This is a genomic window from Brevibacillus parabrevis (assembly GCF_022701015.1).
Classification (GTDB): domain Bacteria; phylum Bacillota; class Bacilli; order Brevibacillales; family Brevibacillaceae; genus Brevibacillus; species Brevibacillus parabrevis.
The window spans coordinates 4198775-4211867 of record NZ_CP064090.1; the positions used below are offsets into that span (position 1 = coordinate 4198775).

The 13093-nt window shown below is 53.6% G+C and carries 13 protein-coding genes; 3 read left to right on the forward strand and 10 right to left on the reverse strand.

The features are described from left to right. Positions 1-25: 25 nt before the first annotated feature. The 3 genes from IRJ17_RS19030 to IRJ17_RS19040 form a co-directional block, all read right to left on the reverse strand. Positions 26-1966, reverse strand: coding sequence for a TOMM precursor leader peptide-binding protein (locus IRJ17_RS19030; protein WP_242771549.1), 1941 nt, complete (start codon positions 1964-1966; stop codon positions 26-28). After that, positions 1923-3920 carry a putative thiazole-containing bacteriocin maturation protein gene (locus IRJ17_RS19035; RefSeq protein ID WP_242771551.1) on the reverse strand — a complete coding sequence of 666 codons (1998 nt, stop codon included), beginning with the start codon at positions 3918-3920 and terminating at the stop codon, positions 1923-1925. Before IRJ17_RS19035 ends, IRJ17_RS19030 begins: the two co-directional genes overlap by 44 nt. Positions 3921-4113: 193 nt before the next feature. After that, a complete protein-coding gene (locus tag IRJ17_RS19040; protein WP_122963360.1) occupies positions 4114-4392 on the reverse strand; it encodes a heterocycloanthracin/sonorensin family bacteriocin in 279 nt (92 codons plus the stop codon). 227 nt (positions 4393-4619) lie between these two features. Between IRJ17_RS19040 and IRJ17_RS19045 the strand changes: the two genes are divergently transcribed. Beyond that, complete coding sequence (locus IRJ17_RS19045; RefSeq protein WP_242771555.1) at positions 4620-5255, forward strand: TVP38/TMEM64 family protein; 636 nt, start codon at positions 4620-4622, stop codon at positions 5253-5255. Between the two features lie 149 nt (positions 5256-5404). On the opposite strand, the gene IRJ17_RS19050 is transcribed toward IRJ17_RS19045, so the two are convergent. Together IRJ17_RS19050 and IRJ17_RS19055 are read right to left on the reverse strand one after the other, a co-directional pair. Further along, the gene (locus tag IRJ17_RS19050) at positions 5405-5629 is read right to left on the reverse strand and encodes a helix-hairpin-helix domain-containing protein (protein ID WP_173595924.1); all 225 of its coding nucleotides are present in this window, start codon (positions 5627-5629) and stop codon (positions 5405-5407) included. A 21-nt stretch (positions 5630-5650) separates the two neighbouring features. Next, positions 5651-6598: a helix-turn-helix transcriptional regulator gene (locus IRJ17_RS19055; RefSeq protein ID WP_242771557.1), complete on the reverse strand. Its 948-nt coding sequence runs from the start codon at positions 6596-6598 to the stop codon at positions 5651-5653. Positions 6599-6708: 110 nt separating this feature from the next. On the opposite strand from IRJ17_RS19055, the gene IRJ17_RS19060 reads away from it, so the two are divergent. Together IRJ17_RS19060 and IRJ17_RS19065 are read left to right on the forward strand one after the other, a co-directional pair. Next, on the forward strand, positions 6709-7524 hold the full coding sequence (locus IRJ17_RS19060; RefSeq protein ID WP_242771559.1) for an alpha/beta fold hydrolase: 816 nt from the start codon (positions 6709-6711) through the stop codon (positions 7522-7524). A 62-nt stretch (positions 7525-7586) separates the two neighbouring features. After that, positions 7587-8591, forward strand: a complete 1005-nt coding sequence (locus IRJ17_RS19065) for a phosphotransferase (RefSeq protein WP_242771562.1) — start codon at positions 7587-7589, stop codon at positions 8589-8591. 196 nt (positions 8592-8787) lie between these two features. Here IRJ17_RS19065 and IRJ17_RS19070 read toward each other — a convergent pair whose 3' ends face one another. From IRJ17_RS19070 to IRJ17_RS19090, 5 genes are all read right to left on the reverse strand, one after another. Further along, positions 8788-8979 carry a hypothetical protein gene (locus IRJ17_RS19070; protein WP_122963366.1) on the reverse strand — a complete coding sequence of 64 codons (192 nt, stop codon included), beginning with the start codon at positions 8977-8979 and terminating at the stop codon, positions 8788-8790. Between the two features lie 144 nt (positions 8980-9123). Then, positions 9124-9735: a DUF4304 domain-containing protein gene (locus tag IRJ17_RS19075; protein WP_122963367.1), complete on the reverse strand. Its 612-nt coding sequence runs from the start codon at positions 9733-9735 to the stop codon at positions 9124-9126. A 514-nt stretch (positions 9736-10249) separates the two neighbouring features. Continuing rightward, positions 10250-10594: a hypothetical protein gene (locus IRJ17_RS19080; protein ID WP_173598751.1), complete on the reverse strand. Its 345-nt coding sequence runs from the start codon at positions 10592-10594 to the stop codon at positions 10250-10252. A gap of 33 nt (positions 10595-10627) precedes the next feature. After that, a complete protein-coding gene (locus IRJ17_RS19085; protein ID WP_173595919.1) occupies positions 10628-11203 on the reverse strand; it encodes a hypothetical protein in 576 nt (191 codons plus the stop codon). A 116-nt stretch (positions 11204-11319) separates the two neighbouring features. After that, entirely contained in the window at positions 11320-12798 is a 1479-nt protein-coding gene (locus IRJ17_RS19090; protein ID WP_122963370.1) for an Lsa family ABC-F type ribosomal protection protein, read from the reverse strand. Positions 12799-13093: the final 295 nt, after the last annotated feature.

The window sequence follows — 13093 nt, forward strand, 5'->3', positions numbered from 1 at the left end:
CTCGCCCTCCCTTTGTGCCATGCTTTTACGGAAACGGGTGAGGATGCGGGTTCAACTGATCCAAAGCAAGCGGTTGTTTGGCATAGCCTAGCGTGACAGGCACGTGCAGCACGCGTTTCAGATTGGTCACTCGCGTCTGATGCTGTCCGAACGTCATGGGCAGCATTCCCGGAATCAGTACGCGCACGCAGGACAACCCGATGCGGCTCACTTCCGGTGTCGTCTGGTCGATGACAATGACGTCGAGCTCCAGCTTGCGAAACACTTGCAAAATGTCCTTCAGGTCGTCTGTCAAATCGGTGTGGCCGCCTTGCCAGGAAAAAGCTTCCGCAAAAGACTGCATCGGTCTGTTGTTCCCAAGCAAAAAGTCGAGACGCTCTGCCGCCTCTGGCAAGCCGTAAAGCATGGCGTGGTCATCCATTTTTTTCACCAGCGACGAGTCGTGGTACATCCGCAAATACGCGGCGCGATTCGCTTCAAATTTGTCGTGCAGCGTATTCAGCATGGCAGCCGTCTCGTGAAGGGCGCCCTTGACGGCGCGAACCGGATCAGGGTGCGCACCACCCGCGCAGACGAGATGCAGTCCTGTCTGTTTCTTATTTTTCGCGATCGTCCACACGCTGGGAATCCCGTTTTCCATCGTCGCGTTGTACAAAAACAGCTCGTAGTCGGTGACAGACTGGAGCCGTGCGATCATCAGTTCCAGCTCCGTATCGCCAGATGTGTGCGGATCGAGTCGCGGCAGCGGCAGTTGCGCATACCACGTCAGCAAAAACGCATCGCGCTCCACCACTTCCATGATTCCGTAAAAGATCGCTTCCTCCAGACTGCCGCCGATCGCACAGCCATTCGACGTCTCAAATACGGTGCCGTCACCGAAGCCAAGGCTGTAGTAAGCCATCCGTTCGGGAACGAGCACGGGCCGCTCGCGGATGCAGGAATAGCCCCAAACCCAGTTTAACGGCCGTTTCGGATCAAACGGTTGAAAAGGAAATCCCGGCAGCGCATACTGCTCTTTTGAATGGACGCCGGCAGTGACCGGATTGAGCGCCTGCTCCCCCAGGTTGGCGTAACAATCGTACACGACTGTCTTTTTGCCGCGCGGCGTCAGTCCACAATATCGTTCCAGCCCTTCCAAAATCGCCGTCCCTTCACTATGGACGTAAGAATGGGAGCGGCCTGCCGTCGCTTCGTCATGGGGGAACAAAGGCAAATTGACGCTGACATCGGAAAAGACGGAGACAAGGTCGCGCATTTTCCCGTTGAAAAAGCCTGTTCTCGCATCTACATAGTCGGAGCGGAGCGCTTGCTTCCAATCGTCCAGCGACTTCACGCGGTAGCTTGTCGGGGAAGGCTTGGGATTCGGCTGCAAAGTAAATGTGGCCAGTTCTGGCGCGTCATCCGGCAGACGCCCGCAATGACCGCAAAGCGGATCAGCCAGGAAAAAGTGCCGGGAGCTTGCCAGCGTCTGTAGATCGAGCAATTGGATATGTTCGTGCAGACGGGCTTGCTGGCGGCTGGCTATTCGCTGTACCTCGTCAATTACATAGTGACACACCTGCCATAATCCCGTTCGCGACGACCACACGTCGACTGCCGTTCCGCCTTCCTCTGTAAGCTGGAACTGGTACTCCCACATTTCTTTGCGATCGCGCCCAGCCATGAGCCGCCGCATGTCCGCGCACTGGGAACAGCCAGGCACGCCCGGACAAACGAGCGGCCCGATCACGGCTTCGCCAAACGAAACGAACGCCCTCAGCCACGGAATCCCGGATGCTTGGAAAAGCTTTTCCGCTTCCGTATGCTCATGCGGCCGCCATCCGTCTTGTAGCACAAGCGCCAAATCAACCTGTTCGTCGATCGGTTTCAGCGTACGCTGCCGGATCACGCGATATTGTTTCGGAAGCTGCATGAAGACGAGATCAGCCAGCAGTCCTTCGCCCACAATCATAATCTCCATGCTCATGCCCCTCCTCCGCTCGCAATGCAAGGGCGATCACCCTTGACAAATCTTCCTGCAAAAACGTCTCTACAGCCGCATTGCGCAGCACAGGCACCAGCCGTTCCTTGGCAAGGACGTCCCGCGCCTGCTGCCAAAGCGCTTCCTCGCTCTCCGGAAAAGGCGGAAGTTCCACTTGCTGTTCGCGCTCATCCAGAGCAACCTCCAGAGCCTTTACCGCATAGGCGATTTGCTCATCCGGCACTCCTTGGCTGTTTTGCAGCGCCGTTTGCAGTGCCTTGCGCAACGCGAGCGTATCGTGCAAGCCTACGCTGCCGTACCAACCGTTCTCCGTCCCTACCCAGTACACCGGAAATCCGCACAAATTCGCTCCTTTGGCGATTTTATGCCCTTGCTTCTGGAGCGCCAGCGCACGCGCGTAAAACAAACACGGCTCGTCTTGCCCCGTCCACTGCACGATAGCGGCGGCTGGCGGCTGCTCCCGCACTTCTTTTGCCAATACAGCTTGCAAATAGTGCTCCAAAGCCCGGCACGCTGCTTCTGCCGCCGATTCTCCCGCGCCAATCGCAAAACCGATCTCCCCCGCACTGTCCGGCATAGAGGGGGCATCATCGTGCAGATGAATGCCAGCCGCGCGGATGCCGCATGCGCTCATCAGGCGCGAAACGTACATCTCCGTCCCTGTCAATCCCGCTTCCTTGCGCGCTTCCTCATGCGTATACCCCGGGCAAATGCGGACAGGCAACAGCTCGGCGGGACCAACCGCAACGGGATCGACTGCCTGCACCTGACACTGGGAGAGCGGAAGTTGTATCAGCTCGCCTTCCTCCCACGTGTGAAAAATGCCGACGTCAGGCGAGGTCCAGGACTGAAAAGCCGCAAGCAAGCCGTCCTTTGGCGATGTAGTCTCTGCGAAAAACGACTGTTCATCAACAGGCAAAAAGCGCGGTTTGCTTTTGACGAGAGGATGCGGCATGGCCGTTCGCCAGCTCCCCGTGAGCGTATCCAGATCGAGCAGAAAAAGCTTGCCCGCCGACTCTGCCTTCACCACGCCAGTCACATGCTTGAACCATTCCATGACCGCCGCGTTTGCCAACAGAGCGGCTGACGTAGCTGTAAAAGGATGATCTTCTGCATTCCCGCTCAAAAAGACCCGGTGGAAGCGGCGTACGACCGAGTCGAGGCACACGGGCGAAGACGGCTGCATCACCGGGCCTGCAATGCCCTTATGCAAAAGCAAAAACACAGGAATGAACACAATGCCCCGCTCCTGGCAAAGCGCATACACCAGCTCCATCTCGCTGCGATCCCCGGAATCTGAGCCGTACAGCACCGCAGAAACTGGCGCCAGCGTCTTTTCCCAGCAGGCCCGGCTTTGCTCGCGCACGGTTAGTTCTGTCAGCTTGGCCTCGTCATCTTTTTGCCGGACATGTGCATGCAGCTCGGTCAGACGAGCTTTGTTGACCAGGCTCGCGTCCGTGACGGCGTAATGAACATGCGGGCACCCCGATTCCCACAGCGCATGGATCAGCGCGGGCACAAAGCTCCCGCTTCCTGCAACGAGCGGCTTTTGCTGCCGATACGCCTGGAAAGCATGACCGCCCGAGCCAATCAGGTGATCCAAAAAGGCAATTTGTGCCGAAAACTGCTCCACCACCGCGGGAGAAAGCTCATGCGGCAAACGCTGGCTGACATCTTGGGCAAACCCGTTTTCCAGCAAAAGACTGGCGATTTTATGAATCTGAGCCTGGTACTCCGCTGGCAAATCGTCCGTAATTTCCGCCAGCGTGTGCTCTCCGTTGAAAATGGGCACCAGCTGCGAAACCCATTGATCGATCATTTCTCCTTCCATCCGAAACGTCCCGACGTTATTGCGAAAATACACGCTGCCATCGGGATTGGGCAAAAAGAACGTATCCCGCTTCACTGCAAGACGCATCGCTGGGTTCAGTTTGACCATGCTCCTCCTCCTTGCTTGGCTGCGCTCGCCACTTTATGTGCCATGAAGGTGTCACCGTCATTGTATGAGCGGCTCTTTGTCCGACATGCTATTGCAAATAATGCCGGGAGCACGCTAAAAAAGCCCCAGCCTGGCGCAAGCCAAACCAGAGCTTTGGTTGTGTTGTTGCCGCTGCCAGGATGAGATTCCCCGACTAAACGCAACGCGCACACGACGTACACGGAAAAAAGCACGGGAAGAAACACGTACCGAAGCAACTGCATGAACAGCTGCACGAACAACTGCAAGAGCAGTTGCACCTTGCACAACCGCCACATCGACCGCAACCGCCGCAGCCTCCACATCGCCCATGACCGCATCGGCCGCGCACCAGCATCGTTTCTTTCTCACTGTTTTTATCCCAGGGGGTCACTCGATCCGCCTTAAATTCAGAAGCTTTCAGTTTCTTCAGCTCTTTTTTGAACTCATTCATTACCAATCACCTCCGCCACTGCATGTAGCTACTCTACATTTATGTGGGGACACTAGGTATTCGTTCCATCCACGACCGCCCATTTTTCGGGTGTGCTGTCGATCCAGGCACAGGCCATGCGTATGCTTCCACACGGACAAGGTGTAAAAATCGGGTCGCTGGCTATAATGTTGTTGATTACCATGCGCTTTCTTTCAAGTGCACGGGAGCGAGGAAAGGGGATCATCATGAAAAAGTGGCTGCTCTTGTTCCTGTATGCGCTCATTTTTGCCATCGGCTTTGTATACAGAGACGTTTTGCTGAACTGGCTCTCCAGCGATTCGCCCCACCTGTTGCCGTTCATGTTTTTGGCTGCCGTTTTTCTCGGCTTGTTTCCCGTTATTCCGTTTGGGATTTTTGCAGGCATGATGGGAGCCAAATTCGGGCCATTTTGGGGCACGCTGATCAACTGGACAGGCTCTGTCGGCTCGGCGTTCCTGTTTTTTCTGTTCATACGCTACGGCTACCAGAAAGCCGGGCGCGATTATTTGACGAAATCTCCCCGGTTGGCTCTGTTTACGCGTGCATTTGAGCAAAACGCCTTCATCGCCGTGCTGTTCGCCCGACTCATCCCGATCATTCCCTCTCCGGTGATCAATATATATGCGGGAATCAGTGCCATCCCGATTTTGTCCTTTGCGCTGGCTACCGCCATCGGAAAAATCCCGACCATGCTGGTGTTCGCCTTTTTGGGCGACCAGCTGTTTCATAATGCCCAGCGCTCGTTCTGGACGCTGTTGTGTTACGCTGGCTTTCTCGGTCTTGCCTATCTTCTCTACCGCGTCTGGCAGGGGCGCAGCAAGAAAGTGAAGGCTCCTTCCTAGTCGTACAGGGCGGCCCACAGGAAACAGACTGATTTCCAAAGACGAAACCGGAATCTCGGGCCGCCACCGACACCCTCATCAGACCAGAATGGCAGGCAAGCGGCTTTTGCGCTAGTACATATTCTTTTCTTCCCGGCGTAACGCCGACATCATGGACGAGTCTCGCTAAACGACATTCCTTTGTCAGCGAGCGCACGTCTGAGCTGTTCCAGCGCTTTTGGCCCCATCCCGTGCAGCTTGCGCACATCTGCCTCGCTCACTGCCGTCAACTGTTTCAACTGATGGTAGCCTGCGTTCGCAAGCGCTCTTTTCGCAGGCTTCGCCAGCTCTTTTGGCAAATCGCTTTCCCGGTCTTCCGCATTTGTGCCCGTCATCTCTGCGCCCCCTTCCCCTCGTTATGGATATTTGCCAGAAAGCTCCGCCAAATAGCTTCTCATGCTTGCCAAAAGCTCCGGTGAATGAGTAACCGTCGCTTCCCGCCCCAGGCCGATGAAAAAGGCGGCGAAAAAATCGCGGTCGCTCTCTGCAATCTGGCCCGAAAGCGATCCTGTTCCATCCGGGCGAATCGTCAGCATCGAGGCAGACCAACGCTCCGCTTCGCACTTTTGCACTCCCACCCTTGTCAGTTCCGCACGGATCGCGATGCTGTTCTTTTCTTCTCCCGCAAGTCTGGACTCCCGATTGTCCAAATGAATATCTCGCAAATCAAGCGGTTCTGCCTCTGCACACTCGACAGCCGTTTGAATCCGGTCGCAGCGAAAGACGCGATAGCTGCCAGTTTGAAAACAATAGGCTGGACAGTACCACAGGCCATTTTGCGTGTAAATCCCGATTGGCTGAATGCGACGATTGGTTTGTTTTTCCCGGGATTCGTATGCGATCGCGAGCACCTTTTGGTTCACGGCTGCATCCAAAAGAATCGACAAGTGCGGAGAATCTGCCTGCCTTTTCGGTGTGACAAAATCAACGCGGTGCCTCATCTCGTCGATCCGCTCGCGGACATCTGGCGGCATGTAAGCGTAAAACTTGCTCGTGGCAGACGCCGCTTCCGCTGCAAAAGGCAAAGCGGAGTAATGGCGAAGCGATTGGATCGCAAAAAAGATGGCGACGGCTTCTTCCTCGGAAAAGGCGATAGGCGGCAAAATTCGCTCTTTCAGGACGCGGTAGCCGCCGTGCGGCCCTACTTCGGAATAAAGCGGCACGCCCCACTCAGATAATTCCTGCAAATCTCGCAAAATCGTTCGCTGCGACACGCCAAATTCTTGCGCCAGCTCGCCGACGGTAAATTTGCGTTTCCGGTTGACCGTCATTAACAGTTCCAGCAGTCTTTGTGTTTTCGCCATATCGGTTTCGTCCTTTTTATCTATGACAGCTTTTGTCATGATTATCTGTTATCGTCAAGATAAAGTCCAGTCAGGTGCTCTTTTGGGCACACCATAAGGAGGAATATGCCTTGACCACACAACACCAAGCAGCAACCCGCAAATACTTTTCATCGCAAAACTTGCGTCTCTCTTATCTCGACTTTGGCGGCGACAGCCCCAACGTGCTGCTTTGCTTGCACGGTCACATGAATGATGGGCGTGTGTTTGCGGAATTTGCCAGCAAACTGAGCGGCTGGCGCGTCATTAGCCTGGATCAGCGCGGCCATGGCTGGAGTGAGCATTCGCCGGAAAAAGACTACTCCCGCAACGCCTACGTGCAGGACATTCTCGCTTTCGTCCAAAACGAACTTGGCGGGCAGCAAATCGCCTTGCTCGGCCATTCTCTTGGCGGCCTCAATGCTTATCAATTCGCTGCGCGTTACCCGGCGTATGTAAAAGCGCTGATCGTGGAAGATATCGGAACCGAAATCCATGTTGACCTGTCCTTTGTCGAGCGCCTGCCGCAACGCTCCGCTTCCCTCGAAGAACTGAAACAATCGCTGCGGCAAGTTGGCGTGCGCGCCGTCGATTATTTTGCGGAAAGCGTGTTGGAGGACGAGCACGGCTGCGCTTTTCGCTCTGATCTGTCTGGCATGCGCATCTCGCAGGAGCATTGCAACGGCGAATGGTGGACAGATTGGCTGGCCTCTGCATGCCCGGCTCTGCTCATTCACGGCAAACACAGTTTCGTGATGGACGAAGCACATGCCAAGCTGATGGCCGAACGCAGAGCGAACACCCGGCTTGCCGTGTTTGCCGAGTGCGGGCACGATATTCATTCGTCTGATCCAGACGGGTTTCAGCGGGAAGTGCAAGTATTTCTGGACGAGATCGCCCGCTCATAAAAAGGATTTGCGCCTCCTCAAACGAAATCGTATGGAGTTCATCCAAGGACGGGAGGCGCTCCATGAACAACCATTCCCACTCGCCCGCTGCCGCAGAAGCGATTTTGGCTGACCTGACAGCAGCGGTTCAGCGCTATTTCGGCTTGCACATCCGGGAAGCCACACCGATCAACCGGGGCTGGCTCAATTTGAAATGGCACATTCGGACAGAGGAAGGCACGTATTTGTTGAAGCAATACAACCAAAAAAGGTTTGCTTTATACGATCCGACTGATTTGGCTGTCGCTTTTTCCGAGCAAGCGAGACTGCATGCCGCGGGCCTGCCCTGCCCGCTGCTGTTCGCTCATGACGGACGATTTTTGCTGGAATCCGCTCACGGAGAGCGCTTTCTGGTCATGGAATTTTGCGAGGGGCAGTTGGTGTCGCCGGGGAAAGCTTCACAGGCGCAGATGTACGATCTGGGCCGGGTGACCGGGCAGATGCACCGTTTGCTGAACGATGGATCGATTGCGATTGCAGGCCGGAAACAGCCGCAGTTCGTTCCCCCGGAGCGGGCACAGCGACTGGCCCATTGGCACTCTGTTTGGCAAAATGTGCAGCATGCGGGGAAAACCGAGCTGCAAGGATTCGTAGAACAGCAAATCATCGCGACGGAAAAGCTTGAGCTGTCGCCTTTCGAAGCTTTGCACAGCGGATGGGCTCACCGCGATTTATGGGTGGACAACTTGCTGTTCGCTGCGGATCGCGTCACCGCCGTGCTCGACTTTGACCGGATGAAATACGACTACCCACAGCTCGATGTGGCGAGAGCGATCCTGTCTTGCGCGCTGGACGAGCAGCTTGACCCGGCGCTTGCGCGGGCATTCCTATCCGGCTACAAGGAAGTGCGCCCAGTGGAACATGGCTATTTGACGACTGGAATCCAGCTGTTGTGGTACTTGGAAAGCGTTTGGTGGATTACGGCAGACATGGATCGGCACAGTGCCCCGCCCGCCCGTTTTGCCAAAGAAATGATCTGGCTCGCTAAGCATCTCGACAGCTTGCCTGATTTGCTGGGCGATTTGTAGTTTACAGAATAAAATTACGGTTAACTAAATGCTGAAAGGAGCTAATTCTAGCAAGGTTTGTCAGTGCTTTCAGTTCTTGTGATAAACAAAGAACCTCCATTTGGCGTGGAGGTTTCTTCGTCTTTTTGATGATGGTGTTTTGCCGGGCTTGTCTTAACAAGGACTGGTTTCCTACGGCGTTTTGCTGGCAGTGCCCTCAAGAGGAAGTAACAAACATTGTTGCAAATACCACTGTAATTAATGTTATCCCAAGGGAAATAAGACCCGTCGTTACTTGTTTTTTCTTCTCAGCAACACTTCCTTTCTTATACTGGCTTACTGCTCTGACAATACATATGGCCGTGAAAGATAAAGAAAAGATTAGAATGATGTTGGCCAACTGTTGCATATCTCTATCCTCCTTGTACACCCATAAGGGACAGATGCAAATGGCAAAGCTACCGGATAGTTCTCCCGGCAGCCCATGTTTTTGCTATCCTCTTCCCTTCATTCAGCTATCGTTCCCCGACAGGATCGTGCCTAGAGGTTCCCCCTACAGCTTCGTAAACTCCACTCCATACTGCTTAAATATCGCCTCATATTGCTTTTCAAATATCGTCCATCGCTGTTCTGCCCCATGCTTTTCCTGCAACGCCTGCAAATACTGTTTGGCCGCTGCTACATCATTTGTTTGCAACAGCAAATGAAAGCTCTCTTCGCCCAAATGCAAAAACGGGCCTGACGTGTAATAATCCACGATGGACCTGGCACTGGTCATCGTACGATAGAATTGAACAACTTGTTGCAGTCCACTTAACAGCGTTTTGCGTACGTCATCCATTTTCGTATCAGCAGTGATGGCAAAGCGGTCTGGAGCCACCTCGGCAATTTCCCTGATTCTTGCCCTGAAATGACAATCTGCTTCTTTCGGCTCAGTCAAAACGTCCTTCGCTTGGATCTGCGCCAGCTCCGCCGAATAAATGCCGCAGTTCACATAAAACATGAGATGATCAGCTGAATTGCCAGCGGATTTTTGGAAGTTGAGCATGTAAATGAGATTGTCTGTTATTTTGTAGAAATTCAAACTTTTCTTGACAAAGCCATGCTGCGCAAGGAACGGCTTCACGTCCTGCTTGATCATCTCGTTAAAAAGCTGTTGCAACATACTCCCCCCTGGAAGATACAATTTGTCCATATTATAGCATTTATTTGGCAGCTATCTCACGAAAGGTGCAGCGTATGCCCCTTTCGCCATTGCTTCGATTGGGGAAAGGTGGAAAAATCGGAATCTGAATCAGGAGAAAAACCGTTTAGTAACGGTGCTCCGCCTGTCCGTTCGGCAAAAAATGATCTGGCTGTGCTGATGCCGCAACCTCTCGACAGCTTGACCGACAAATGAGCAGTCGCTGTCTACAGAATGTTATTATGGTAAACAAAAAACGATTTGCAGCTGCCCGCAATCCGTAAAGCGACGCCTGCACTCTTCAACGTATACAATCACTGCTCCATAAAAAACAGCGGTCAACCCGGAGTATGCTGCTGTCATTACTCCTTGTTGACCGCTGTTCGTTTCTATCACCTTATGGCTCGCCAATATTGCGTGTGCAAGAAGCTGTCTTCGTGCACAAGAAGCTATCTCCGTACACCAAAAGCTATCTCCACTTCCAAGACGCTACTACCTACTTGCCTTTTGAAAAAAGCACATCCCCCCGCCACTCAAAACTGAGCGGCGTCCCTTTCTTCTCCGGCTCCCACCCTCGCTGCACGGCTTCGGCGATGATCGCCTCCACATCGGAAGGCTTGATCGCTCGCCGCTCCTGTGCAAGCGGCGAATCGCCTGCCTGCTCCGTCGCCGCAGACATTACGGGCACGTCCGCCTTCATGTACACCCGGATCAACTGCCCGGCCTCCCCGGCGCTCTGAATCGTCACGACAAGCATTCCTTGCCCCGCTGAACTGACGACCCAGCGGTACGCTTTTTGCTGAACCGTTATGCTCCGCGTTCCTTTTTTCGGTAAAGCCATGTACTCCTCCTGACTTTTCTCGCCCGTTACAGACTACGGGCTGTTTTCATGATGCATCTGCTCCTGCGACCGCTCGCCTGCAACCGGCAGCGCAAATGTCAGCGACTGAAACCAGGCGAAAACGATAATGAGCAGGAGTGCGCTGACGACCGGATGCCTTAGTTTGCCAAAGACGCTTGCCTCATTCGCTTGCTCCACTCCATGCCATCGCTCCATCAGCAACAGACACGCCGTATACAGCATCGCCAAGAAAAACAACAGCGGCTCTGCCTGCTCCAGCGTCATCATCTCGCCGAGCATCGCGCCCATCATGCCAGCCATCACCCCGGATAGCGTCCCTTCCACAATCGTCAGCACGGACAAGCGCAAGCCGAAGACGAATCCGGCAAAAGCGCCGCAAGTCATTCCCCACAGCGTGGAGCGGGACAGATTCCCCTGGAACAGCAGACCGAAAAGCAGACCTGTCAATAAGCCCACCAGCATGGCGACAGCCATCGCGCTCACCATTCCGTGCATCGGCTGGATGTGCGCCCTCCTTCGCCAGACCAAGCCGGTAAACCAGACGTACCCGATCAGTACGAACGCAAATATTTGCCAAACGGCGCTCATGATACCACCTCTACGTATATGTCCCTCCCTACACCGTATGTCCACGAGTGGCAAAACAGGACAAGAACGCGCGGCGAATCAAAGAGATAGCCGACAAACCGGGCACGCCTGACACGTCACAGCTCAACCACTTTCGTCGCGATGTTTTGGCAAAACTCCCGGTCATGCTCGACAAACAAAATCGTCGGCGCATGCTCCAAAAGCAGCTCCTCCAACTGCATGCGCGACAGCACATCGATAAAGTTCAACGGCTCATCCCAAACGTACAAATGCGCCCGCTCGGAAAGACTTTTCGCGATCAGCACCTTTTTCTTTTGCCCGCCGCTGAACGAAGCCATGTCTTTTTCGAATTGCGTCCGGGAAAAATCCAGCTTGCGCAAAATGGCTTTGAACAAGCTTTCGTCTATGTCGTTGCTTTTCGCATAGGCCGTCAAGCTGCCCTGCAAATGCGACGTATCCTGGGAGACGTAAGAGATTTTCAACTGGCTTCCTTGGCGAAACGTTCCCGTGTAGCTCACGTCCTCGCCGCAAATCAGCTTGAGAATGCTCGATTTCCCCGAACCATTTTTCCCGGACAGAGCAATTCGCTCGCCTTGTGAAATAGAAAAACGAACGCTGCCCGTCACCTGCTTATCTCCGTAGAAAATCGCCACATCTTCCAGTTCGATCAGGCGATCTTTATGATACGTCAGCGGAGAGATTTTCAGTGCTTCGCTCTGCTCCACATTTTTCAGCAGCTTCGCCTTGTCTTCGATAGCCGAATGCTGCCTTTGCTCGATCGATTTGGAGCGCTTCATCATTTTCGCTGCCTTATGACCAATATAGCCTTTGTCGACCTTGGAGCCGGAATTGGTCGTACCGTTTTTCGTTTTTTCCACCTCATGCGACCAGCCGCTGGTGCGCTTCGCGGACTCGGACAGGCGTTTGATGTCTTTTTTCAGCCGCTCGTTTTCAGCCAGCTCAAAGTGATCCTGGCGCTGCTTGTTTTCCCACCAGGTCGAGAAGTTGCCTTTTTGAATCTCGATGTTGGTTTTGTTGATCGACAAAATATGGTCGACGCAATTGTCGAGGAAGGCGCGGTCATGAGACACGAGAATAAAGCCGTGCTTGGTCTGCAAATAGTCGCTGACCAGCTTCCTGCCTTCCATGTCCAGATGGTTCGTCGGCTCGTCAATGAGCAGGAAGCTGTTTTCCTTCAAAAACAAGGCGGCGAGAAGCACCTTGGTCTGTTCGCCGTTGGACAGCGTAGCAAACGGCCGATACAAAACTTCCTCGTCGATTTGCAAATAAGAGAACTCGCGCAAAAGCTCCCACTCCATATAGTCAGGGATTACTTCGCTAATGACATCCGCTGTGTTTTGCTGCTTGTTTTCAATCAGGTACGGAAAATATTCAAACGTCACCTGGGAAGAGATCGTTCCGCTGTACTCGTGGCGACCGAGCAAAAGCTGGAGAAACGTCGTCTTTCCCCTTCCGTTTCGTCCGGTAAAGCCGAGCTTCCAGTCCGTATCAATCTGGAAGCTGACATTTTCAAAAATGTGATCAAAACTGCCGTCGTAGGCAAAAGTCAAATTCGTCACTTTGATGGTCGACATACAATCGTCCTCCTTGGAAAAAAATCAAAAAGAGCTGCAAGAAAGTTACTCTCTCGCAGCTCAAATACATATAACAAACCAAACCCCAGAAGGAGTCAGATTGCATATACCGTTTGAGTGAACAGATGTCGTAACTTTCTTGCGTATAAGGAAATAAACATGCGAAATCCATCGCAATTGTTTTCCTTTACTAGCAAGAAAGCTTCCTACATCGGCTTCAACTCCAGTCATCAAAGTAACCTCATCTTACCATATCTGCTAACACCATTCAACCGCAAGCAGGGTTGACCACCAC